At 53.1% G+C, this 25,162-nt stretch carries 21 protein-coding genes; 13 read left to right on the forward strand and 8 right to left on the reverse strand.

Annotated features, from left to right (window positions below):
* Window positions 1–5: 5 nt before the first annotated feature.
* Both N0B36_RS11135 and N0B36_RS11140 read right to left on the reverse strand, forming a co-directional pair.
* Entirely contained in the window at window positions 6–434 is a 429-nt protein-coding gene (locus tag N0B36_RS11135; RefSeq protein WP_016155663.1) for a PTS sugar transporter subunit IIA, read from the reverse strand.
* 4 nt (window positions 435–438) lie between these two features.
* Window positions 439–2,184, reverse strand: coding sequence for a class I mannose-6-phosphate isomerase (locus tag N0B36_RS11140; RefSeq protein WP_259687838.1), 1,746 nt, complete (start codon window positions 2,182–2,184; stop codon window positions 439–441).
* 187 nt (window positions 2,185–2,371) lie between these two features.
* On the opposite strand from N0B36_RS11140, the gene N0B36_RS11145 reads away from it, so the two are divergent.
* The 5 genes from N0B36_RS11145 to caiF all read left to right on the forward strand — a co-directional run bounded on the left by N0B36_RS11145 (window position 2,372) and on the right by caiF (window position 9,852).
* Complete coding sequence (locus N0B36_RS11145; protein WP_016151647.1) at window positions 2,372–3,379, forward strand: LacI family DNA-binding transcriptional regulator; 1,008 nt, start codon at window positions 2,372–2,374, stop codon at window positions 3,377–3,379.
* 133 nt (window positions 3,380–3,512) lie between these two features.
* A complete protein-coding gene (gene dapB, locus N0B36_RS11150) occupies window positions 3,513–4,334 on the forward strand; it encodes a 4-hydroxy-tetrahydrodipicolinate reductase (RefSeq protein WP_259687839.1) in 822 nt (273 codons plus the stop codon).
* Between the two features lie 455 nt (window positions 4,335–4,789).
* Window positions 4,790–5,938 carry a glutamine-hydrolyzing carbamoyl-phosphate synthase small subunit gene (gene carA, locus N0B36_RS11155; protein ID WP_003018918.1) on the forward strand — a complete coding sequence of 383 codons (1,149 nt, stop codon included), beginning with the start codon at window positions 4,790–4,792 and terminating at the stop codon, window positions 5,936–5,938.
* A gap of 17 nt (window positions 5,939–5,955) precedes the next feature.
* Complete coding sequence (gene carB / locus N0B36_RS11160) at window positions 5,956–9,183, forward strand: carbamoyl-phosphate synthase large subunit (RefSeq protein ID WP_259687840.1); 3,228 nt, start codon at window positions 5,956–5,958, stop codon at window positions 9,181–9,183.
* Window positions 9,184–9,456: 273 nt separating this feature from the next.
* The gene (gene caiF, locus N0B36_RS11165; RefSeq protein ID WP_016151651.1) at window positions 9,457–9,852 is read left to right on the forward strand and encodes a carnitine metabolism transcriptional regulator CaiF; all 396 of its coding nucleotides are present in this window, start codon (window positions 9,457–9,459) and stop codon (window positions 9,850–9,852) included.
* Window positions 9,853–9,894: 42 nt separating this feature from the next.
* On the opposite strand, the gene caiE is transcribed toward caiF, so the two are convergent.
* The 6 genes from caiE to caiT form a co-directional block, all read right to left on the reverse strand.
* Complete coding sequence (gene caiE / locus N0B36_RS11170; protein ID WP_094760786.1) at window positions 9,895–10,491, reverse strand: carnitine operon protein CaiE; 597 nt, start codon at window positions 10,489–10,491, stop codon at window positions 9,895–9,897.
* 60 nt (window positions 10,492–10,551) lie between these two features.
* Window positions 10,552–11,337, reverse strand: a complete 786-nt coding sequence (gene caiD / locus N0B36_RS11175) for a crotonobetainyl-CoA hydratase (protein WP_259687841.1) — start codon at window positions 11,335–11,337, stop codon at window positions 10,552–10,554.
* Window positions 11,338–11,391: 54 nt separating this feature from the next.
* A complete protein-coding gene (gene caiC / locus N0B36_RS11180; RefSeq protein ID WP_047358346.1) occupies window positions 11,392–12,945 on the reverse strand; it encodes a crotonobetaine/carnitine-CoA ligase in 1,554 nt (517 codons plus the stop codon).
* A 62-nt stretch (window positions 12,946–13,007) separates the two neighbouring features.
* On the reverse strand, window positions 13,008–14,225 hold the full coding sequence (gene caiB, locus N0B36_RS11185) for an L-carnitine CoA-transferase (protein WP_141875896.1): 1,218 nt from the start codon (window positions 14,223–14,225) through the stop codon (window positions 13,008–13,010).
* A 105-nt stretch (window positions 14,226–14,330) separates the two neighbouring features.
* Window positions 14,331–15,473 (reverse strand): crotonobetainyl-CoA dehydrogenase, encoded by a 1,143-nt coding sequence (gene caiA / locus N0B36_RS11190; RefSeq protein WP_003018898.1) that lies wholly within the window; start codon window positions 15,471–15,473, stop codon window positions 14,331–14,333.
* Window positions 15,474–15,507: 34 nt separating this feature from the next.
* On the reverse strand, window positions 15,508–17,025 hold the full coding sequence (gene caiT, locus N0B36_RS11195) for an L-carnitine/gamma-butyrobetaine antiporter (protein ID WP_047498325.1): 1,518 nt from the start codon (window positions 17,023–17,025) through the stop codon (window positions 15,508–15,510).
* A gap of 481 nt (window positions 17,026–17,506) precedes the next feature.
* Here caiT and N0B36_RS11200 point away from each other — a divergent pair, with 481 nt between their 5' ends.
* The 8 genes from N0B36_RS11200 to kefC all read left to right on the forward strand — a co-directional run bounded on the left by N0B36_RS11200 (window position 17,507) and on the right by kefC (window position 25,120).
* Entirely contained in the window at window positions 17,507–18,277 is a 771-nt protein-coding gene (locus N0B36_RS11200; RefSeq protein WP_047498327.1) for an electron transfer flavoprotein FixA, read from the forward strand.
* A 15-nt stretch (window positions 18,278–18,292) separates the two neighbouring features.
* Entirely contained in the window at window positions 18,293–19,234 is a 942-nt protein-coding gene (locus N0B36_RS11205; protein ID WP_094760783.1) for an electron transfer flavoprotein subunit alpha/FixB family protein, read from the forward strand.
* Window positions 19,235–19,283: 49 nt separating this feature from the next.
* The gene (locus N0B36_RS11210; RefSeq protein ID WP_259687842.1) at window positions 19,284–20,570 is read left to right on the forward strand and encodes an FAD-dependent oxidoreductase; all 1,287 of its coding nucleotides are present in this window, start codon (window positions 19,284–19,286) and stop codon (window positions 20,568–20,570) included.
* Window positions 20,567–20,854, forward strand: coding sequence for a ferredoxin-like protein FixX (gene fixX / locus N0B36_RS11215; protein ID WP_000203736.1), 288 nt, complete (start codon window positions 20,567–20,569; stop codon window positions 20,852–20,854). The genes N0B36_RS11210 and fixX overlap by 4 nt, the downstream gene beginning before the upstream one ends.
* 109 nt (window positions 20,855–20,963) lie before the next feature.
* Window positions 20,964–22,307, forward strand: a complete 1,344-nt coding sequence (locus N0B36_RS11220) for an MFS transporter (protein WP_103848062.1) — start codon at window positions 20,964–20,966, stop codon at window positions 22,305–22,307.
* Window positions 22,308–22,397: 90 nt separating this feature from the next.
* The gene (locus N0B36_RS11225) at window positions 22,398–22,631 is read left to right on the forward strand and encodes a YgdI/YgdR family lipoprotein (RefSeq protein ID WP_003018880.1); all 234 of its coding nucleotides are present in this window, start codon (window positions 22,398–22,400) and stop codon (window positions 22,629–22,631) included.
* Window positions 22,632–22,734: 103 nt separating this feature from the next.
* Entirely contained in the window at window positions 22,735–23,265 is a 531-nt protein-coding gene (gene kefF / locus N0B36_RS11230; protein ID WP_006686662.1) for a glutathione-regulated potassium-efflux system oxidoreductase KefF, read from the forward strand.
* Window positions 23,258–25,120 carry a glutathione-regulated potassium-efflux system protein KefC gene (gene kefC / locus N0B36_RS11235; RefSeq protein ID WP_016151661.1) on the forward strand — a complete coding sequence of 621 codons (1,863 nt, stop codon included), beginning with the start codon at window positions 23,258–23,260 and terminating at the stop codon, window positions 25,118–25,120. Before kefF ends, kefC begins: the two co-directional genes overlap by 8 nt.
* Window positions 25,121–25,162: the final 42 nt, after the last annotated feature.

Raw genomic sequence — 25,162 nt, forward strand, 5'->3', positions numbered from 1 at the left:
TTCCTTTAAAAATCGTCGGACTGAACGGATAAAACCGGGGCGGCTTTAATCAGCGTGGGTATCGTCAGCGCCAACAGCTCGACGGCTGCGGCGTGAACATCCGTTAAATGGCAAATCTCCTCGCTTTGTAACAGCATCGGGAAATTGACCCCCGCTACGACGGCAACGGGAGGAACCGTTTGTGAAGAAAAAGCATGATGGCAGGCGACATTCCACGGCGTACCGCTTTGCATGTCACACAGCACCAGTACGCCGTCAGCGTCTTTTCCGGCACTGGTGAGAACCTGTGAGAACGTCGCTTTAAACCCTTCGATACCTGCCTGTTCACTCAGCGTGACGGGGTAAACATGCGGTAATTCTCCATAAACCATACGACCGCTGGCGAGAAGCGCGTCCGCCAGGGGACCATGGGTGGCAACAATTACGTTAATCATGCGCTTATCCTCTAACCCAGGCTTTAATCGTGGCGAGCTGTTGACCGATACCTTTGCCAAACGGCGAAATACGATATTCTCCGACGGCGGCAGGGATGATAAAGGTCTCTGCATAGTTGACGACAAACGGGGGAAACGCGCCGCTCGGGCTTTCAACAACGGCCTGCGCACCTTCGACCAGGTTCAGGACGTTGACGCCGCCATGGGTATGGTGAGTGACCGGTGCCGTAAACCAATGGCGACGCGTTTCGATAAATTCGCGTTCGTGCATTCCGGTTCTTTCTTCCCGCCAACCCTCTCCTTCAGCCAGGGGTTCAATACGGTTGACGAGGTTGTCGTGCACCCATTGCGTGTCGCGCTGCCAGTCAATAACCTGCTGACCGTGATCCAGATGCACCGGACGCGGTAAGCCGTCTAACCCTAAGCGGCCCCAATCCCACAGCTTGAAGGTGAAGATATAGGGCGTTGCGCTGATCTCCAGCACCATGGTTCCTGCACCCGAGCAGTGTACGGTTCCGGCGGGGATCAGGAAGTGATCGTGTTTATGTGCGGGGATCTGGTTAACGAATCGTTCATCATCAAAGGTTTTTTCGCCACGACCCGCGGCCCGGAGGTCGTCGAGCATATCCTGCGGTGCGATCCCGGTTTTGGTCCCGAGATACACTACGGCGTCCGGCTCGGCTTCGAGAATGTAATAACTCTCATCCTGGGTATAGTGCATACCAAACTGCTGTTGAATGTACTCCGTGAGCGGATGAACCTGAAAGCTCAAATTCTGGCCGCCAATAGTGTCGAGGAAGTCAAAACGGATCGGGAATTCCGCGCCAAAGCGTGCGTGAACTTTTTCACCCAGCAGGGGGCGGGGACAGGTCAGCACCAGATCCTGAGAGGGGATCTCGATCCGCACGTTGCCAAAACGCAGTAACAGGCTGTTTTCCTCGGGCACGCAATCAAAACACCACGCGTAATTGGGGGCTGAGGGATCGAGATCGAAGCGTTGTTTCATCCATTGCCCGCCCCAGACGCCTGGGTCAAAGAAAGGGGCAACGCGAAACGGTTGTTCGGTGGTTTGTTGCAGACCGGCGCGTAACGCGTCGCCGCTGACCATCGCGGGACTATTTTCTACCGTGGTATCGAGCAAATAATCGGCGCGTTTGAGTAACGGCGTTTTGTGTTTGTCGAATACCCGCCATTCAATGAAAAAAGCACGTTTGTAACGACGAAGAATATCTTCATCCTGGTTTTCTGCACCCCAGTTACCCAGCCCGTTATGACGCATACGCTGTTGAATTTCCCAGCGCGGAAGATCGGCATAAACCAGTACGTCACCAGGGTGTGCCAGCGCAGCGCCCGAGCCGTACACGACAACCAGCCCTGAGGTAACGGCATCAATCTGTTGGCGGAGTTGGCTGAGTCTGTCGCTATCAAAAAATTCATCCAGGTGATGACAGGAGAGAACGCCGAATACGCGATCGTCGGTAAGGTTACGCGCCAGTAAATCATGCAGGGCCTGCTCATCGCGGCGGGCGGATTCAATATTTAGCACCAGTGCGGTATCTAATGTCGTAACAAGCTGTTGCTCCAGCTCGTCAAGCCGCACGCCCGGATAGCAATCCACGATCAATACGGTTTTGGCGGCGGTAGAAACCCTGGTGTTAAGCACTGAATGAATCGACGACCAACCCTGCCAGGCGTGGTTGTCATAGCCCTGAACGTTAACCTCAGGGAATTTATTATAGGTTGTACGCATATTCTGTCTCCGTGTTGGCTTATTTAAGATTAATCGATTAACCTTATTTTCATAGTGTGGTTAACGCGATTAACCCGCCATAATCAGAATCCAGTGCGGTGAAATGCACGTTAGCGTGATGTGAATCACACGTAAAAAGGCAATATTTCGGTTATTCGATTAACCTTCGAAATAAACAGGAGAGGTCATGACTACAGTCACGCTGGCGCAGGTTGCTGAACGCGCGGGAGTCTCCACGGCAACCGTTTCAATGGTGTTGCGTAACCGGGGGCGCATTTCTCAGGCCACACGTGACAGGGTGCTCAAAGCGCTGGACGATGCCGGCTACGTTTATAATCAAACCGCCGCTAACCTGCGTAACCGGAGCAGTAATCAGGTCGGATTGTTGTTACACGATATCACTAACCCTTTTTACGGTGAGATGACTGCAGGGCTAAGCCATGAGATGGAGCGGCATGACCTGCTTCTGTTTCTGGCAAACAGCGAAGAGTCAGGAGAAAGGCAGCAAAAATTTGTCGACTCGTTGATGCGCAATAATGCCTGCGGCATGGTGCTCTGCGCGGCGCGCGAAACACCGACCTCCTTCTTCGAGGCGCTGAAAAGGCGCAATATTCCCGCCATCATGGTGGTTCGCCCTCTTAGCGATCCTGATTTTGATTTTGTGGGAACCGATAACTTTCTCGGTACGCAAATGGCCACCACCCATTTAGTCAAAATGGGGCATAAGAATATTGCGTTTATCGGTGGTAGCCCAAGTTCCGGGAGCCGGGCACAGCGTATCGGTGGATTCACCAGCACGTTGCTGGAGCAGGGAATATCGCCGAATCCGCAATGGATAGTGGCGACGCAGGCCAGCCAGATTGACGGCGCAAAAGTGGCAGAGTCGCTTCTTATGCGGTTCCCGGAAATTACCGCCGCCGTTTGTTATCAGGATATTGTGGCGCTTGGGGTTATGCAGGCATTACGCAAAATGGGGCGTGAACCAGGGCGCGATTTTGCGCTGGTGGGGTTCGATGACATCACCGAAGCGGCGCTGGTACAACCTGCGCTCACCACCGTGTCGGTGGCCGCAAAAGAGATAGGTCGCAAGGCTGGGGAGCTACTTTATAGTCGCATTCAGGGAAATGACGAACCTCCGAAACGCATTATTCTGCCACCTGCGCTGGTGGTCAGAGAATCATGTGGTTTTCGCTGATCGTCATGCCTTTTACTGATATCTCTGCCTGTTTATCATTAAATTCTAATTATCGACGTTTTCGGCTGGCGGCGCAGCGATGTGCTGGTTAATCTGAAAACGATTTACGTAAAATTAACAAAAGAGAATAGCTATGCATGATGCACAAATCCGCGTTGCCATCGCGGGAGCCGGAGGGCGCATGGGGCGTCAGTTGATTCAGGCCACTCTTGGCATGGATGGCGTACAGCTCGGCGCGGCGCTGGAGCGCGAAGGTTCTTCTTTGCTGGGAAGCGATGCCGGAGAATTAGCGGGAGCCGGTAAAACGGGCGTTACCGTGCAAAGTAGTCTTGAGGCGGTGAAAGATGATTTTGATGTTTTCATCGATTTTACTCGCCCGGAAGGCACGCTGGCGCATCTGGCGTTTTGCCGCCAGCACGGTAAAGGGATGGTGATTGGCACCACTGGCTTTGATGACGCGGGCAAACAGGCTATTCGTGATGCTGCGCAGGACATTGCTATCGTTTTCGCCGCGAACTTTAGCGTTGGCGTTAACCTCATGCTTAAGCTGCTGGAGAAGGCGGCGAAAGTGATGGGTGATTACACCGATATTGAGATTATTGAAGCCCATCACCGTCATAAAGTGGATGCGCCGTCAGGCACTGCGCTGGCGATGGGGGAGGCGATTGCCGGGGCGCTGGATAAAGATTTAAAAGAGTGTGCCGTCTATTCGCGTGAAGGTTACACCGGTGAGCGCGTACCCGGTACGATCGGTTTTGCCACGGTGCGGGCGGGAGATATCGTTGGTGAGCATACCGCGATGTTTGCCGATATTGGCGAGCGCATTGAGATCACGCATAAAGCCTCCAGCCGCATGACCTTTGCCAATGGCGCAGTACGATCGGCAATTTGGCTGAAATCAAAGTCAAACGGTCTTTTTGATATGAAAGATGTGCTTGATTTACGCAGTTTATAACTTTTATTATCCTTCGTGATGTGGTTATTGTAATCATAACTATTTGATTACATAGGGCAATATTTTATTGCCCTTTTATTTTTCGCTTTTTAATTTGATTTTTTATTTAACGGCCTGTTTGTTGATATTTTGCAGGGTTATTTTGTTATTTCAATGTAAATTTTGACCAAATGGTCCACTTTTATCTATCGCGCTTCCTGTTTTTACACTCTTTATCTTCCGCAAGCGTTTTCCACCCCAAGTTAGCTGATCTTTTTGCCTGTTAAATCGTGTGTTTTATCTCAGTGGCGTAAAATAATAATAAAAAATGCCCTTTTGGGTAGACTTTTACGTGGGCTATCTCTAGAATGCCGCCGTTTGCCAGAAATCCATAGGTAAGCAAATTTGCATTGATTCATGAGGTGTTAATGAATTAATATGCAAATAAAGTGAGTGAATATTCTCTGGAGGGTGTTTTGATTAAGTCAGCGCTATTGGTTCTGGAAGACGGAACCCAGTTTCACGGTCGGGCCATAGGGGCAACAGGTTCGGCGGTTGGGGAAGTCGTTTTCAATACTTCAATGACCGGTTATCAAGAAATCCTCACTGATCCTTCCTATTCCCGCCAAATCGTCACTCTTACTTATCCTCATATCGGTAATGTCGGCACCAATGAAGCCGATGCAGAATCTTCTCAAGTACATGCGCAAGGCCTGGTCATCCGCGACCTGCCGCTGATTGCCAGCAACTTCCGCGATACCGAAGATCTCTCTTCTTACCTCAAACGCCATAATATTGTGGCAATTGCCGATATCGATACCCGTAAGCTGACGCGTTTGCTGCGTGAAAAGGGCGCACAGAACGGCTGCATTATCGCGGGTGATAACCCGGATGCGGCGCTGGCGCTGGAAAAAGCGAAAGCCTTCCCGGGTCTGAACGGCATGGATCTGGCGAAAGAAGTGACCACCGCGGAGCCTTATAGCTGGACGCAAGGTAGCTGGACGCTGGCCGGTGACCTGCCGGAAGCTAAATCCGCCGATGAACTGCCGTTCCACGTAGTGGCCTACGATTTTGGCGCTAAACGTAACATTCTGCGTATGTTAGCGGATCGCGGCTGCCGCCTGACGGTTGTGCCGGCGAAAACCTCTGCTGAAGATGTTTTGAAGATGAATCCGGACGGTATCTTCCTGTCCAACGGCCCTGGCGATCCGGCGCCGTGCGACTACGCGATTACCGCGATTCAGAAATTCCTCGAAACCGATATTCCGGTATTTGGCATCTGCCTCGGCCATCAACTGCTGGCGCTGGCAAGCGGTGCGAAGACCATTAAGATGAAGTTCGGCCACCACGGCGGCAACCATCCGGTAAAAGATATTGATAACAACACCGTGATGATCACCGCTCAGAACCACGGTTTTGCGGTCGATGAGGCCTCCATGCCTGCCAACCTGCGCGTGACCCACAAGTCGCTGTTCGACGGCACCCTGCAGGGGATTCATCGAACCGACAAACCGGCGTTCAGCTTCCAGGGGCACCCTGAAGCAAGCCCGGGTCCACACGACGCTGCGCCGCTGTTCGACCACTTTATCGAGTTAATTGAGCAATACCGTCAGTCCGCGAAATAATCAGGAGTAAAAGAGCCATGCCAAAACGTACAGACATAAAAAGTATCCTGATTCTGGGCGCGGGTCCGATCGTTATCGGTCAGGCGTGTGAGTTTGACTATTCCGGCGCGCAGGCGTGTAAAGCCCTGCGTGAAGAGGGTTACCGCGTTATTCTGGTGAACTCCAACCCGGCGACCATCATGACCGACCCGGAAATGGCCGATGCCACCTACATCGAGCCGATTCACTGGGAAGTGGTACGCAAAATCATTGAGAAAGAGCGCCCGGATGCGGTGCTGCCAACCATGGGCGGTCAGACGGCGCTGAACTGTGCGCTGGAGCTGGAACGCCAGGGCGTACTGGCTGAGTTCGGCGTGACCATGATTGGCGCGACGGCGGATGCCATTGATAAAGCGGAAGACCGTCGTCGCTTCGACATCGCGATGAAGAAGATTGGTCTGGACACCGCGCGTTCAGGCATCGCTCACACCATGGAAGAAGCGCTGGCGGTTGCCGCTGACGTCGGCTTCCCGTGCATAATCCGTCCGTCTTTCACCATGGGTGGCACCGGCGGCGGTATCGCCTACAACCGCGAAGAGTTTGAAGAAATTTGCGAACGCGGTCTGGATCTTTCCCCAACCAACGAACTGCTGATTGATGAATCGCTGATTGGCTGGAAAGAGTACGAGATGGAAGTGGTGCGTGATAAAAACGACAACTGCATCATCGTCTGCTCCATCGAAAACTTCGACGCGATGGGCATCCATACCGGTGACTCCATCACCGTTGCGCCAGCCCAGACGCTGACCGACAAAGAATATCAAATCATGCGAAACGCCTCGATGGCGGTACTGCGTGAAATCGGTGTTGAAACCGGTGGTTCTAACGTCCAGTTTGCGGTAAACCCGAAAAACGGCCGTCTGATTGTTATCGAGATGAACCCGCGCGTCTCCCGCTCCTCGGCGCTGGCGTCCAAAGCAACCGGCTTCCCGATTGCTAAAGTCGCAGCCAAGCTGGCGGTAGGTTACACCCTCGACGAACTGATGAATGACATCACCGGCGGGCGGACTCCGGCTTCGTTTGAGCCGTCTATCGACTACGTTGTGACGAAAATTCCACGCTTCAACTTCGAGAAATTTGTTGGCGCTAACGACCGCCTGACCACCCAGATGAAATCTGTCGGTGAAGTGATGGCGATTGGCCGCACCCAGCAGGAGTCTCTGCAAAAAGCGCTGCGCGGTCTGGAAGTGGGCGCGACCGGCTTCGACCCGAAAGTAAGTCTGGATGACCCGGAAGCGCTGACCAAAATCCGCCGCGAGCTGAAAGACGCGGGCGCCGAGCGTATCTGGTACATCGCCGATGCTTTCCGTGCTGGCCTGTCCGTCGATGGCGTGTTCAACCTGACCAACATCGACCGCTGGTTCCTGGTGCAGATTGAAGAACTGGTGCGCCTGGAAGAAAAAGTCACAGACCTTGGCATCAACGGCCTCGACGCTGACTTCTTGCGCGTACTGAAGCGCAAAGGTTTCGCCGATGCGCGTCTGGCGAAACTGGCCGGCGTACGCGAAGCGGAAATCCGCAAGCTGCGTGACCAATATAACCTGCACCCGGTCTACAAGCGCGTGGATACCTGCGCGGCAGAATTTGCCACCGACACCGCTTACATGTACTCCACTTATGAAGACGAGTGCGAAGCGAATCCAACTCAGGATCGTGACAAGATTATGGTGCTGGGCGGTGGTCCAAACCGTATCGGTCAGGGCATTGAATTCGACTACTGCTGCGTACACGCCTCGCTGGCGCTGCGCGAAGACGGTTACGAGACCGTCATGGTCAACTGTAACCCAGAAACCGTTTCTACCGACTACGATACCTCCGACCGTCTGTACTTCGAGCCGGTAACGCTGGAAGACGTGCTGGAAATCGTGCGCATCGAGAAGCCGAAAGGCGTTATCGTGCAGTACGGCGGCCAGACTCCGCTGAAGCTGGCGCGCGCGCTGGAAGCGGCAGGCGTGCCGGTTATCGGCACCAGCCCGGATGCTATCGACCGTGCGGAAGACCGTGAACGCTTCCAGCAGGCGGTTGACCGTCTGAAGCTGAAACAACCGGCTAACGCCACCGTGACCGCCATTGAAATGGCGGTTGAGAAGGCGAAAGAGATTGGCTACCCGCTGGTGGTGCGTCCGTCCTACGTTCTCGGCGGCCGCGCGATGGAAATCGTCTACGACGAAGCTGACCTGCGTCGCTACTTCCAGACCGCGGTCAGCGTTTCTAACGATGCGCCGGTACTGCTGGACCGTTTCCTTGATGACGCGGTTGAAGTGGACGTGGACGCCATCTGCGACGGCGAAATGGTGCTGATTGGCGGCATCATGGAGCACATCGAACAGGCGGGCGTGCACTCCGGTGACTCCGCATGTTCTCTGCCTGCGTATACCCTGAGCCAGGAAATTCAGGATGTGATGCGCCAGCAGGTGCAGAAACTGGCCTTCGAACTGCAGGTTCGCGGTCTGATGAACGTCCAGTTTGCGGTGAAGAATAACGAAGTTTACCTGATTGAAGTGAACCCGCGTGCGGCACGTACCGTTCCGTTCGTCTCCAAGGCAACGGGCGTACCGCTGGCGAAAGTCGCGGCGCGCGTGATGGCCGGGAAAACGCTGGCACAGCAGGGCGTCACCAAAGAAGTTATCCCGCCGTACTACTCGGTAAAAGAAGTGGTGCTGCCGTTCAACAAGTTCCCGGGCGTTGATCCGCTGTTAGGGCCAGAAATGCGCTCTACTGGTGAGGTGATGGGCGTGGGCCGTACCTTCGCGGAAGCGTTCGCCAAGGCACAGCTCGGCAGCAGCTCCACCATGAAAAAACAGGGTCGTGCGCTGCTCTCCGTTCGCGAAGGCGATAAAGAGCGCGTGGTTGACCTGGCGGCGAAGCTGCTGAAGTTTGGTTTCGAGTTGGATGCGACGCACGGTACCGCGATTGTGCTGGGCGAAGCGGGTATCAATCCACGTCTGGTGAACAAGGTGCATGAAGGCCGTCCGCACATTCAGGACCGTATCAAGAATGGCGAGTACACTTACATCATCAACACTACCGAAGGCCGTCAGGCGATTGAAGACTCCAAGCTGATTCGCCGCAGTGCACTGCAGTACAAAGTGCATTATGACACCACCCTGAACGGCGGTTTCGCAACGGCGATGGCGCTGAATGCCGATGCTACCGAGAAGGTGACCTCGGTTCAGGAAATGCACGCGCAGATCAAAAAGTCATAAAAAAAGGGTGCGGTGATAATTGCGCTAACCGGGCCTGCAATATAATTGGGAAAGGGTTTCTGTAAAGAAACCCTTTTTTTATCTCTCATAAGGTCATTCCTGGCCAACCGCGCTTTCATAACCACATTTTCAATGTAATAAGCACGATATTGCTCACACTAATCAACATTCAAGTCGCATACTATCCATTATATCCACAATTTTAATATGGCTTAGTTTTTATTAATTTGGACAGGCCGTAGCCAGATTTTTAATTTGTGAAATGGTGTGCTTATGTGTGAAAAATATGTTGAAAGACCGCTTTATTTGTTAATTGCTGACTGGATGATGGCTGAAGATCGTTGGATCACAGCAAAGGAAATTTCCCGCCATTTTGATATTGAACACTGCAAAGCAATTAATACGCTCTCTTATATTCTGTCGGAAGTGGGAGAAATTGTTTGTGAAGTTAAGATGATCCCTAATCAAATTGCAGGTCGCGGCTGCCAGTGCCAGCGTTTGGTGAAAGTCATCAGTATTGATTCTCATCTCTACAGACGATTGAATCACAATTTGCAGGAAAAAAAGGTGAGTGTGGCGAAAACGCCGCGACTGCCAGCGGTTCCCCCAACAGAGCTTAACCGTGAGCAGAAATGGCAGATGATGCTCTCCAAGAGCATGCGTCGATAATGGTGATTTGCCGGATCGGCGTGAGCGCTTCTCCGGCATAAATTACCGTGCTGATTTTGGCTTTACGTCCGTCGTGCCTTTCAGGCGCGGCCGATTTTTTTCGACCTGCGTTAATGGCAAGGTTTCGTGTAGTCCTGTTTGGCAGCGGATTGCAAGGTCCTGATACTCTTTGGTGTTCAGCCGTTTCCAGTCCAGCTCCTGGTCCGTGACTTCACGCAGCACGCGAACCGGTGAACCAACCAGCATCTGCCTTGCCTCTCCCTGAAATCCGGCTTTGACAAAGCTCATGGCGGCGACAATGCTCTCTTCGCCAATCACCGCGCCGTCCATAATCACGCTGTTCATGCCAATCAGTGCATCTCTGCCCACCACGCAGCCGTGCAGGATCGCGCCATGGCCGATGTGTCCATTCTCATGCACGATAGTGTCGGTGTCGCAATAGCCGTGCATGATGCAGCCATCCTGCAGGTTAGAACCGGCTTCCAGAATCAGGCGACCATAGTCACCGCGCAATGAGGCGTGTGGACCAATATAAACCCCGGCCCCCACAATGACATCGCCAATCAGCACAGCGCTGGGATGGACATAGGCATCCGGATGTACCACCGGAATCAGGCCCTCAAAGGCGTAATAGCTCATTGTCTTATCTCGGTTTTATTGCCGGATTGCGGCGTAAATACCTTATCCGGCATAGGCACATTAACGACCTTTCCATACCGGATCGCGTTTTTCCGCAAATGCCTGTGGTCCTTCGAGCGCATCTTCCGAGTGCAGCACCGATGGATAGTGCTTCAGCACACCGCTGCGGATGTACCGGTAGCCTTCTTCCACCGGCATTTCGCTGGTCGCACGGTAAATTTCTTTCAGCGCGGCGATAGCCAGCGGGGCGCTATTTACCAGCTGCTGCGCCAGTTCGCGCGCGCTATCCATCAGTTCGCTCTGGCTGACAACGCGGTTGACGATGCCCCAGCGCAGTGCTTCTTCGGCGCTCATTCGTCTGCCGGTCATCACCATTTCGTTAACGATTGCCGGTGGCAGCAGTTTAGGTAAACGCAGTACGCCGCCGCTGTCAGGCACGATCCCGAGTTTTGCTTCCGGCAGCGCGAAGCTGGCATTTTCCGCACAGACGATAAAATCCGCCGCCAGCGCCAGCTCAAAACCGCCGCCAAACGCGTAGCCGTTTACCGCGGCGATGACCGGCTTATCGAGGTCGAAAATTTCGGTTAAACCAGCGAAGCCGCCTGGGCCAAAATCGGCATCCGGCGCTTCACCTTCGGCCGCCGCTCTTAAGTCCCAGCCCGCAGAAAAGAATTTCTCTCCGCCGCCGGTGATAATTGCTACGCGTAATTCCGGGTCATCACGAAAATTAAGAAAAGCTTCCCCCATTGCAAAGCTGGTTTTAGCGTCAATGGCATTGGCTTTAGGCCGGTCAAGGGTAATTTCCAGGATCGGGCCGTTGCGGGTCAGATGTAATGATTCACTCATAGTTCATCTCCAGATAATTAGGTTTCCCGGCCGGAAGAATTCCGACCGGAAGGGTTATTTCAGATTTTTTTTGATTATTTTTCCTGAACAATTGCGCGGCAGGTCGGTTCTTATCTCCATAAAAGAAGGAACCTTGAATTTCGCCATATTGTTTTCGCAGAAGCTGAAGAACTCAGCTTCGCTTAATGTTTCGCCCTCATTAAGGACGACAAAAGCTTTAATGGCTTCATCACGGATCGAGTCTTTAATACCGACAACCACAATGTCCTGAATTTTCGGATGCGCAGAAATAATATTTTCCAGCTCGACGCAGGAGACATTTTCCCCACCGCGTTTAATCATGTTGCAGCGTCTGTCGACGAAATAAAAAAAACCGTCCGCATCCTGGTAACCCGAATCACCGGTATGCAACCACCCTTCAGGTTCCAGCGCTTTGGCAGTAGCGTCGGGTTGCGCGTAGTACTCTTTGAAAATTGTTTTTCCCGGCACGCCTTTAATGCAGATTTCGCCAATTTCTCCGGCGGGCAGGGGACGGTTGTGATCGTCACGGATTTCGGCTTCATAGCTAAAACCCACGCGACCAATAGAAGGCCAGCGCCGTTTGTCTCCAGGGCGATCGCCAATAATGCCCACGATGGTTTCGGTCATGCCGTAGGAGGTCAGCAGTCTGACGCCAAAGCGGTCGATAAAGGCATCTTTTTCCTGTTCGGATAAATTGAGATAGAACATCACTTCGCGCAGGTGATGCTGTCTGTCCGTTGGGGCTGCGGGTTGGACCATCAGCGTTCTGATCATCATCGGGATGCATTCGGTGACCGTCGCCTGATATCTACGCACCTGATCCCAGAACGCCCTGGCGCTGTACTTCTCCACCAGCACAAAGGTGCTGCCTGCGGAGAATGCGGCCATGGCAGCCGTACACTGACAGTCTATATGGAAAGCGGGCATCACCGTCATATAGACGTCATCATCGCGCAGAGCGATTTGCCAGGAGGTGTAGTAGCCCGCAAAGCGCAGGTTGTAGTGGGTAATCACCACCCCTTTAGGCCGCGAGGTGGTGCCTGAGGTAAACAGAATTTCCGCCGTATCGTCAGTGGATAACGCAGGCGTATAGCACAGATTAGTCGACTGGCGGGCTTGCAGTTGGGTAAAGTGGCTCACGCCGTCGTCAACCGGAAGCTGCTCGCCAATCAGACAGATATGATTTAGCGGAGTGGTATTTTCCAGCCGTATCTGGCGGTACATAGGATAAAACTCGGCACTGGTGACCAGCAGGCTCACCTGGCTGTTTTGCAGGATCCAGGCGCTCTCTTCGCCCAGCAAGCGGGCATTAATCGGCACCATAATGGCGCCAATTTTTGCCAGTCCAAACCAGCAAAAGATAAATTCCGGACAGTTATCCAGATGCAATGCGACCTTGTCGCCCTTGCGGATCCCTAAGGAATGGAAAAGGTTCGCCGTGCGGTTTATCTCTTCATTGAGCGAGGCATAGCTATACTGCCGAACGATTCCTTCGCAGGATTCGAAAATTAACGCCGTTTTATCTCCGTACACCCCGGCCAGGTCGTCCCACATCTGACGTAAGTTTTGTCCGCCAACGATATCCATAATGCTTTATCCACTGAAATCAGGCGTGAGCGCTAACCAACCAGCAGGTCAGCGCGTCGCGTTTATTCCTCAACTCTGGCCAGGCCTTTGCCGACCAGCTCATTTATGTCTGCTTCGCTATAACCAATGTTTTTCAGAATGGCGGCGGTATCCATGCCGTGTGACGGCATGCCACGCCAGATTTTCCCCGGGTTGTTTTTAAATTTCGGCATGATATTCGGCCCTTTGCAGGTGCGGCCGTCCATCGTTTGCCACTGAGTAATGGATTCACGGGCAATGTACTGCGGGTTGCCTTCCAGTTCAGGAATGGTCAGTACCTTCGCGCAGGCGATATTCAGCTCAGCAAAGCGCGCCTGGACTTCGGCGATGGTGTGTGTTGCCAGCCAGGCGTCCAGTTTCTCTTCCACGAGCGGGCCGTAAGGGCATTCCACGCGATGGATAAGCTGGGTGCCTTCCGGGACTTCCGGTGTGCCAAGAATGTGGGCGAGGCCAATATCCTTGAAGCACTCGTTGATTTGCGTGATGCCGACCAGCTCCATGACGATATAGCCATCGGCGCATTTATAGAGACCACAGCCAGCGTAATACGGGTCTTTGCCTTTGGTCATGCGTGGACAAATTTCGCCGCCGTTGAAGTAGTCCATCATGAAGTACTGACCCATGCGCAGCATCACTTCGTACATGGCGATATCAATGCTTTCACCCTTACCCGTTTCGCGTACTTTGTGCAGGGCTGCCAGCGCTGCTGTCGTTGCGGTCATCCCGGAGAAGTAATCGGCGGTGTACGGGAAGGCAGGCATCGGCTGATCAACATCACCGTTTTGGATCAGATAGCCGCTGAACGCCTGCGCGATGGTGTTATATGCCGGAAGATTGGTGTACTCCTCGGTACCAAACTGGCCGAAGCCGGAAAGGTGGGCGATAACCAGTTTCGGGTTATGTTCCCACAGCACGTCATCGGTAATACCGCGGCGAGCAAAGGCGGGGCCTTTACTGGCTTCAATGAAAATATCGGTGGTTTCCATGAGCTTCAGAAACGCTTCCCGGCCTTCATCTTTGAAAATATTCAGCGACAGGGCGTGCAGGTTGCGGCGTGAGAGCTGTGGATAGTTAGGTTGCACGCGGATGGTATCGGCCCATGCGACGTTTTCAATCCAGATAACCTCAGCACCCCATTCGGCGAACATCTGTCCGGCGAACGGGCCGGCAATTTCGATCCCTGAAAAAACCACGCGTACCCCGGCAAGTGGGCCAAAGGTGGGCATTGGTAAATGATTCATAATTTTGCTCCTGGCATTTTTTGTAGGCCCGGTAAGCGCAGCGCCACCGGGCATGTTGCCGGATGGCGGCGTAAACGCCTTATCCGGCCTACGAATCGTGCTGAATTAGCGGTATTGCTTGAGTACCGCACGACCCAACGTCAGGATCTGCATTTCATCAGAGCCACCAGAAACACGGTCAACGCGCAGATCGCGCCAGAAACGCGTGATGCGATGGTTACCCGCGATACCTACACCCCCCAGCACCTGCATGGCGGTATCGACCACTTCAAACGCAGCGTTGGCGCAGAAGTATTTGCACATTGCCGCATCGCCCGAAGTGATGGTGCCGTTATCCGCTTTCCATGCCGCTTCAAGCAGCATGTTTTTCATGGAATTCAGTTTGATCGCCATATGCGCGAACTTCTCCTGAATCAGCTGGAAACGGCCGATCGTTTCGCCAAACTGCACGCGCTGATTGGCGTAGCGCGCGGCGTCTTCAAAAGCGCACATTGCCGTACCGTAGTTGGTCAGCGCGACGAGGAAACGTTCATGATCGAACTCTTCTTTCACGCGGTTGAAACCATTACCTTCCCGACCGAACATGTCTTTCTCGTCCAGTTCAACGTCGTCAAAGGTGATTTCACAGCAGCTATCCATGCGCAGACCGAGTTTCTCCAGCTTGTTGACCTTGATACCCGCTTTGCTCATGTCAACGAACCACTCGGTGTAAACAGGTTTATCCGGCGATGCACCATCTCTCGCCATAACCACGATGTACGGGGTATAGGCGCTACTGGTGATAAAGCACTTACTGCCATTAAGATAAACCTTACCATTTTTACGTGTATAAGTGGTTTTCAGGCTGCCAACATCCGATCCCGCTCCCGGTTCGGTGATGGCAGAGTTCCACATCTGCTTACCGGTTCCCTGGAACGCCATGATTTTATCGATTTGTTCCTGAGTCCCTTCACGCAGGAACGTGTTAAAACCGCCCGGTAACTGGTACAGCACATAGGTTGGTGCGCCCAGGCGTCCGAGTTCCATCCAGACTGCAGCGACGGTAACAAAACCCGCTTCCAGACCACCGTGTTCTTCCGGGATCAACAGACTATCAATGCCCATATCCGCCAGCGCTTTTACAAAACGCTCAGGGTAGACGCTGTCACGATCGCACTCGGCAAAATAAGCTTCCCAGTTCTCACTGGCCATCAGTTCACGAATACCGGCGACAAACAGTTCCTGCTCGTCATTTAAGTTGAAATCCATCTTTCAGCCTCTTGATCAATTGGGTTAATAAGAATTACTTGTCTTTCCAGTGCACTTTGGCGTCTTTAATAAAGGACAGCGTCACCATGATGTTGACGAAGAACAGCGGACATCCTCCGGCGATAATCGCGGTCTGAATCGGCTTCAGCCCACCCAGCGCCAGCAGAACGATACCGATGATGCCGACCAGAACGGACCAGCCGATACGCACTAACAGCGGCGGTTCTTCACCATCGCGGACTTCACGACAGGTGGACATCGCCAGGGTGTAAGAGCAGGCGTTAATCAGCGTCACGGTGGCAATAAAGCAGAGGATGAAGAAGCCCCACATGGTGGCGGTGCTGAGCGGTAGAGCAGCCCAGGTTTCGATAATGGCGCGCGCCACACCGTGTTGTTCAATCAGCTGCGGGATATTGAGAACGTTTTTATCCATCAGCAGCAGCGTGTTGCTGCCAAGGACTGTCCACAGGATCCAGGTCGACGCGGTCAGGCCCAGCACCATCCCGAAGCACAGTTCACGGACGGTACGACCACGCGAAATACGGGCCAGGAAGATACTCATCTGGATGGCGTAAATGACCCACCACGCCCAGTAGAAGACGGTCCAGCCCTGTGGGAAGCCGCCTTTACCGATGGCATCGGTATAGAACAGCATGCGCGGCAGATACATCAACAGCATGCCGACGGAGTCGGTGAAGTAGTTCATGATGAAGCTGGCGCCGCTGACGATAAACACCCAGCCCAGCATCAGGAAGCTCAGATAGCTACGCACGTCGCTGGCGATCTTGACCCCTTTTTGCAGGCCGCAGGCCACGCAAATGGCGTTCAATATGATCCAGCAGGTAATGATGATTGCGTCTAGTTGCAGCGTATGCGGAATACCGAACAGATACTGCATGCACTCGGTTACCAGCGGAGTGGCCAGACCGAGGCTGGTACCCATCGCGAAGATCAGCGCCACCAGATAGAAGTTATCGACGATGGTGCCGAACAGCCCTTTTGCATGCTTCTCGCCCACTAACGGTACCAGCGTGGAGCTGGGACGGATGACGTCCATCTTGCGCACAAAGAAGAAGTAGGCGAATGCCACAGAAAGGAAACTGTAGGTTGCCCACGGCAACGGTCCCCAGTGGAACAGGCTGTACGCCAGGCCCAGCTCTTTCGCAGCTGTAGAGTTAGGCGCGAGAGCAAACGGCGGGGTGGAGATGTAGTAGTAGATCTCGATGGAACCCCAGAACAGCACCGCGGCGGATGTACAGGAAGCGAACATCATAAAAATCCAGCTGGTGGTACTAAACTCTGGTTTTTCGTCGCCTAATTTCTTTTTGGCATACGGGCCAAAGACCAACCAGAACCAGCCGAAGAGCATGACGACCATATACCATTCAAATGCCCAGCCCCAGACATTGGTGACATAACTGAATACCGCATTAATAACGACGTTAGCGGCATCGAGATCTCTTACAGTTAGCCAACAAAGTATCCCAACTATTATTAATGGCGGAAAAAAAACCTTCGGTTCAATTCCCGATTTTCTCTTTTCATTTTTCATAAGTGAATTCCAGTGTGAAAACGAAACTTATTTAGCGTGCCCGTGCATGATCGTTTGTTTATTTATTATTAATGATTTGTTGATAACTTTTTAACCTCTGGGAGCGCCTCAGTGAGTAACCCATAATGAGTATTCATATCGGGTGGTTCTGTTATCTTCGTCACACTTTTTTATGCTGAGTAATTAGCTCAAAAATTTGATATTTTTTGTTTATAATCAATTTGTTGTCTGTGGTTTTTTAACTTTTTTAAGTGACTGGCGTTCAATATTGTTGAACCCGCAGACAATATTGAAAATTTTCATATTTGACGTGATTCTTTCAATATTGGTGAGGTGCATAACACTATTGAAAGTTACGAATTTCAATGTGTGACATTTTCAATATTGGTGATTAAGGTTTTATTTCCGAATTAAAGAGCGTGATATCTGTATTTAACACTGCCGATATAAATACGTTTCCTTCATGATTTCTGGAGATGCAATGAAGATAATTACTTGCTACAAATGCGTACCTGATGAACAGGATATTGCGATTAATAATGCTGACGGTTCACTCGATTTCAGCAAAGCGGATGGCAAAATAAGCCAGTATGATCTGAATGCGATCGAAGCTGCTTGTCAGTTGAAACAACAGTCAGGAGAGGCCCAGGTTGTGGCCATGAGCGTCGGCGGCAAAGCGCTGACCAATGCAAAAGGGCGAAAAGATGTGCTTTCCCGTGGCCCAGATGAACTGATTGTTGTTATTGACGATCAATTTGAGCAGGCGCTGCCGCAACAAACTGCCAGCGCGCTGGCTGCCGCCGCGCAAAAAGCAGGTTTCGATCTGCTTATTTGCGGTGACGGTTCTTCCGATCTTTATGCTCAGCAGGTTGGTCTGCTGGTGGGAGAAGCGCTGAACATTCCGGCGATTAACGGCGTGAGTAAAATCCTCTCTCTTACCGACAGCACTCTGACGGTAGAGCGTGAACTGGAAGATGAAGTCGAAACTCTGAGCATTCCGCTTCCGGCGGTGATCGCGGTCTCAACGGACATCAACACCCCACAAATCCCTTCCATGAAAGCCATTCTTGGCGCAGCGAAAAAACCGGTTCAGGTCTGGTCGCCGGCAGATATTGGCCTTAACAGCGCGCAGGCATATTCCGAACAACACGTTGCTGCACCGAAGCAGCGCGAGCGTCAGCGCGTTGTAATTGAAGGTGACGGTGAAGAACAGATTGCCGCGTTTGTCGAGAATCTTCGCAAAATCATTTAATTATCAGGGGATGTTATGAACAAATTTTCCAGTATCTGGGTATTCAGCGATACCCCTTCTCGTCTGCCGGAACTGATGAATGGTGCGCAGGCTTTAGGTGAAAAAGTTAACACGTTTGTGCTGAGTGAAGCGGACTGCGCGACGGCATGCCATTTAGGCGCAGATGATGTCTGGTTACTCAGCGGTAAACCAGAAGAGCGTATGGTCGAAGACTACGCTGATGTGATGGCCGAAACTATTCGTCAGCACAGCGAGGGCGGGGCGGTGCTGCTGCCAAATACGCGTCGCGGCAAGCTGTTAGCGGCAAAACTGGGTTTTCGCTTGTCGGCAGCGGTCTCCAACGACGCCAGTGCAGTCGCCGTGCAGGACGGAAAAGCGGCGGTAAAACATATGGTCTACGGCGGCCTGGCGATGGGGGCAGAAACAATCGCTTCGCCGTTCGCCGTGATAACGCTCAGCAGTGGAACGTTTGACGCGCAGCAACCGGATACCGCCCGCAGCGGCGAGGTGCACACTGTGTCATGGCAGGCTCCGGCTGTAGCCGTTACTCGTACGGCAACTCAGGCACGTCAGAGCAATAGCGTCGATCTCGACAAAGCCCGTCTGGTGGTTAGCGTGGGACGCGGGATCGGCAGCAAAGAAAATATCTCGCTGGCGGAGGCGCTGTGCCAGACGATTGGTGCCGAGCTGGCGTGCTCCCGTCCGGTGGCGGAAAACGAGAAGTGGATGGAACACGAACGCTACGTCGGCATCTCCAACCTGATGCTCAAGCCGGAACTGTATCTGGCCGTGGGGATCTCCGGGCAGATCCAACATATGGTCGGCGCCAACGGCGCGCAGACGATTTTCGCCATCAACAAAGATAAAAATGCGCCGATCTTCCAGTATGCGGATTTTGGCATCGTTGGCGATGCGCTGAAGATCCTGCCTGCGCTGACGGCTGCTTTAGCGCGTTAAACCATTTCGGGCAGGATGCGAAGGTGTCCTGCCGCTGACAGGAGTACGTATGTCCGAAGATATCTTTGATGCCATCATCGTGGGTGCAGGTCTGGCGGGTTCGGTTGCGGCGCTGGTGCTGGCTCGGGAGGGCGCACAGGTGCTGGTTATCGAGCGCGGCAATTCTGCTGGCGCGAAGAATGTCACCGGTGGGCGCATGTATGCGCATAGCCTGGAGAACATCATTCCCGGTTTTGCTGAGCAGGCCCCCATTGAACGCATCATCACCCACGAAAAACTCGCCTTTATGACCGACAAAGGGGCGATGACCATCGACTATTGCAACGGCGAAGACGCCAAATCGTCGCAGGTTTCTTACTCTGTCTTACGCAGTAAATTTGACGCCTGGCTGATGGAACAGGCCGAAGAAGCTGGCGCTCAGCTCATCACCGGTATCCGCGTGGATAACGTTGTGCAGCGCGAGGGCAAAGTCGTGGGCGTGGAAGCCGATGGCGATATTCTGGAAGCCAAAGTGGTGATCCTTGCCGACGGAGTGAATTCTCTGTTGGCTGAAAAGTTGGGTATGGCAAAGCGCGTCGAGGCATCACATGTTGCCGTCGGCGTAAAAGAGCTGATCGAGTTGCCGAAATCGGTAATTGAAGATCGTTTCCAGTTACAAGGGAACGAAGGGGCTGCCTGTCTGTTTGCCGGATCGCCCACCGATGGGTTGATGGGCGGTGGCTTTCTCTATACGAATGAAACGACCCTTTCTCTGGGACTGGTCTGCGGCCTTCATCATCTGAAAGATGCGAAAAAATCGGTTCCGCAAATGCTGGAAGATTTCAAACAGCATCCGGCGGTTGCCCCGCTGATCGCCGGTGGCAAGCTGGTGGAATATGCCGCGCACGTCGTACCGGAAGCCGGTATCAACATGCAGCCAGAACTGGTGGGGGACGGCGTATTGATTGCTGGTGACGCTGCTGGAATGTGTATGAACCTCGGCTTTACCATTCGCGGTATGGATCTCGCCATATCCGCAGGTGAAGCGGCGGCGAAAACGGTACTTTCCGCAATGAAGCGCGACGATTTTAGCAAGCAGTCGCTGGAGGAATACCGTCAGCATCTGGACGAAGGCCCGATGCGCGATATGCGCATGTATCAAAAGCTACCCGCTTTTCTTGATAACCCACGCATGTTTACCGCTTATCCGGAAATGGCGGTCAGTATTGCGCGCGACCTGTTCACCGTGGATGGTTCGGCACCGATGCCAATGCGTAAAAAAATCCTGCGCCATGCGAAGAAAGTGGGCTTCATCAACCTGATGAAAGATGGCCTGAAAGGAGTGACCGTATTATGACATCTCCCGTCAACGTGGACGTCAAACTGGGCGTCAATAAGTTCAATGTGGATGAAGACAGTCCGCATATCATTCTCAAAACCGATCCTGATAAACAGGCGCTGGAGGTGCTGATTAAGGCCTGTCCGGCTGGCCTGTATAAAAAGCAGGATGACGGTAGCGTACGTTTTGATTATGCCGGATGCCTGGAATGCGGAACGTGCCGCATTCTCGGACTGGATACAGCGCTGGAAAAATGGGAATACCCGCGTGGGACGTTTGGCGTGGAGTTCCGCTACGGCTAAACCTGGTGCCGGATGGCGGCTTCGCCTTATCCGGCCTACAGGAACAATGCGTAGGCCTGATAAGCGTAACGTCATCAGGCATTAAGTTAAAATAAAACAGGACATAACCATGCAGCAGCCCAGGAACTTTGATGACATCAAATTCACCTCTATTCACCGCCGGATAATGCTGTGGGGAAGCGGTGGGCCGTTTCTGGATGGTTATGTGCTGGTGATGATTGGCGTGGCATTGGAACAGCTCACGCCAGCATTGAAACTGGATGCGCAGTGGATTGGTCTGCTGGGCGCCGGTACGCTCGCGGGGCTGTTTGTGGGGACGTCGCTGTTTGGCTACATCTCCGACAAGGTCGGGCGGCGCAAAATGTTCATTATCGATATTATCGCCATTGGCGTGATATCGGCGGCAACCATGTTTGTCTCCTCGCCCGTTGAGCTGTTGGTAATGCGCGTGCTGATCGGCATTGTAATTGGTGCCGACTACCCGATCGCCACCTCGATGATTACCGAGTTCTCCAATACCCGCCAGCGCGCTTTCTCCATCGGTTTTATCGCCGCTATGTGGTATGTCGGCGCCACCTGTGCCGATCTGGTCGGCTACTGGTTGTATGATGTTGAGGGCGGATGGCGCTGGATGTTGGGCAGCGCGGTGATCCCCTGCATTTTGATCCTGATTGGGCGTTTCGATCTTCCAGAATCGCCGCGCTGGCTGCTGCGTAAAGGTCGGGTGAAAGAGTGTGAGGAGATGATGATCAAACTGTTCGGCGAACCGGTGGTGTTCGACGAAGAAGCGCCGCAGGAGACGCGCTTTCTTCAGCTATTTAATCGCCGTCATTTCCCGTTTGTACTGTTTGTCGCCGCTATCTGGACTTGTCAGGTGATCCCGATGTTTGCCATTTATACCTTTGGTCCGCAGATTGTGGGGCTGCTGGGGCTTGGTGCCGGGAAAAGCGCCGCGTTGGGAAATGTGGTAATCAGCTTGTGCTTTATGTTGGGATGCATTCCTCCCATGTTCTGGCTCAATAGCGCGGGCCGACGACCGCTGTTAATTGGCAGCTTCATTATGATGACGCTGGCGCTGGCCGTGCTGGGGTTAATCCCTGATATGGGCGCGTGGCTGGTGGTGCTGGCGTTTGCCGTATACGCGTTTTTCTCTGGGGGACCCGGAAACCTGCAATGGCTATACCCTAACGAACTGTTTCCCACCGATATTCGTGCGTCTGCCGTCGGGGTGATTATGTCCTTAAGCCGTATCGGCACCATTGTTTCAACCTGGGCGCTGCCGGTGTTCATCACCAAATACGGGATCAGTAATGTCATGCTGATGGGGGCGGGCATTTCGCTGATTGGCCTGCTCGTGTCCATCGCTTTCGCCCCGGAAACGCGAGGTCTGACGCTGGCGCAAACCAGCCAAATGACGATCCGCAGTAAGCCCGTGACCAAGGCGGGTTATTAGGAGTGTTCTGTATTTTCCCTGCAACTCAGTCAGTTAGCCTACAGTTAACGGGTATATCACTGAAAACGACTGAAAAGCAGGGAGAACACCATGCAAAAACATATTCTGATCACCTCTATTTTTACCGCAGCAGCACTGTTCACCGTAGCCGGTTGCTCCTCGAACCAGGCGGTTAAAACGACCGATGGCAAAACAATCGTGACCGACGGCAAACCGCAAGTTGATGATGATACAGGCCTGGTGTCGTACAAAAATGCGCAAACGGGTAAGACGGAACAAATTAACCGCGATCAGGTTAAAGATATGAGCGAACTGGATAACTAGTTCAGTTTTCTCCATTCAACCACTCAATAATATTGACTGTTAGCCTGCGGATTAACTGACTAAACTCACTGTTATTACAATAATGCAGTGAAACAGGCTAATCATGATCCTCATCATTTATGCGCATCCCTATCCGCAGCACTCGCATGCGAATAAGCGGATGCTTGAACAGGCAAGGACGCTGGAGGGCGTGGAGATCCGCTCGCTCTACCAGCTTTACCCCGACTTCAATATCGATATTGCCGCTGAACAGGATGCGCTGGCGCGCGCTGATTTGATTATCTGGCAGCATCCTATGCAATGGTATAGCACACCTCCCTTACTCAAGCTGTGGATGGACAAGGTCCTTTCGCACGGTTGGGCATATGGCCACGGCGGGACTGCGCTCCACGGTAAACATCTGCTGTGGGCAGTGACGACCGGCGGCGGCGAAAACCACTTTGATATTGGCTCCCACCCCGGATTTGATGTGCTTTCCCAGCCCTTACAGGCAACGGCGCTCTACTGTGGCCTCAAATGGCTGCCGCCGTTTGCGATGCACTGTACGTTTATCTGTGATGATGAAACTCTGCAGGCGCAGGCGCGTCATTACAAACAGCGTCTGTTGGAGTGGCAGGAGGTTCATCATGGATAACCATACGCTAATCCAGGCGCTGATTTATCTCGGATCGGCGGCGCTGATTGTCCCCATTGCCGTGCGACTGGGGCTAGGGTCAGTGCTGGGGTATCTCATCGCAGGGTGCATTATTGGACCATGGGGCCTGAGGATGGTGACCGACGCTGAATCAATCCTGCATTTTGCCGAGATCGGCGTGGTGCTGATGCTGTTTGTCATCGGTCTGGAGCTGGATCCGCAACGTTTGTGGAAACTGCGGGCCTCGGTGTTCGGTGGTGGTGCGCTGCAGATGGTGGTATGCGGCGGTCTGATTGGTTTGTTCTGTATGTTCCTCGGCCTGCGCTGGCAGGTAGCGGAACTGATCGGCATGACGCTGGCGCTTTCCTCCACGGCTATTGCTATGCAGGCGATGAATGAACGGAACCTGATGGTTTCGCAAATGGGACGCAGCGCGTTTGCCGTGCTGTTGTTCCAGGATATCGCCGCTATTCCTCTGGTGGCGATGATCCCATTACTTGCGGCGAGCGGAGCATCGACAACGCTTGGGGCGTTTGCGCTCTCCGCCCTTAAAGTGGCGAGCGCCCTGGTGCTGGTGGTGTTGCTGGGGCGTTATGTGACGCGTCCGGCCTTGCGTTTTGTCGCTCGTTCTGGCCTGCGGGAAGTATTCAGTGCCGTTGCGCTGTTCCTCGTTTTTGGCTTCGGTCTGCTGTTGGAAGAGGTTGGACTGTCGATGGCGATGGGGGCGTTCCTGGCTGGCGTGCTGCTGGCAAGCTCTGAGTATCGTCACGCGCTGGAAAGCGATATCGAGCCATTTAAAGGGCTGCTGCTGGGACTGTTTTTCATCGGCGTCGGGATGTCTATCGACTTTGGTACGCTGATTGATAATCCCTTGCGCATTATCATTCTGTTGGTCGGTTTCCTGGTTATCAAAACCGTCATGCTGTGGCTGATAGCGAAACCCTTACAGGTGCCGAACAAGCAGCGCAGATGGTTTGCCGTGTTATTAGGGCAGGGCAGTGAGTTTGCCTTCGTGGTGTTTGGCGCGGCGCAAATGGCAAACGTGCTTGATCCTGATTGGGCGAAATCTCTGACGCTGGCGGTGGCGCTGTCGATGGCGGCGACGCCGATTTTACTGGTAATTCTGACGCGTCTGGAAAAATCGGCGACCGGTGAAGAGCGGGAAGCAGATGAAATCGACGAGGAACAACCTCGGGTGATCATCGCCGGGTTTGGGCGATTTGGTCAGATAACCGGTCGTCTGTTGTTGTCGAGCGGGGTCAAAATGGTGGTTCTTGATCATGACCCGGACCATATCGAAACGCTGCGTAAATTCGGCATGAAGGTTTTCTATGGCGATGCGACGCGGATGGATCTGCTGGAGTCTGCCGGGGCGGCTAAAGCTGAAGTTATTATTAACGCCATTGACGATCCGCAAACCAGCCTGCAACTGACCGAAATGGTGAAACAGTATTTCCCGCATCTGCAAATTATTGCCCGTGCGCGCGACGTGGATCATTACATCCGCTTGCGCCAGGCTGGCGTGGAGATGCCGGAACGTGAAACCTTTGAGGGCGCGCTGAAGACCGGACGTTTGGCACTGGAAGGTCTTGGGCTTGGACGCTATGAAGCGCGTGAGCGGGCCGATGTATTCCGCCGCTTCAACACGCTGATGGTTGAGGAGATGGTGAAAGGGGAAAATGACGCAACGTCCCGCGCGGCGGTATATAAACGCACCAGCGAAATGCTGAGTGAAATTATTGCGGAAGATCGTCAGCACTTATCATTAATTCAACGCCATGGCTGGCAAGGCACGGATGAAGGTAAGCATACGGGCGACGTCGCCGATGAGCCGGAAGTGAAACCGTCAGCATAGGGTAAAAAATGTGATGTTCTGCAAACTTTACTGCTAATTGGC

The sequence above is a fragment of the Citrobacter sp. XY323 genome (genome assembly GCF_025106035.1).
Lineage (GTDB): Bacteria > Pseudomonadota > Gammaproteobacteria > Enterobacterales > Enterobacteriaceae > Citrobacter > Citrobacter braakii.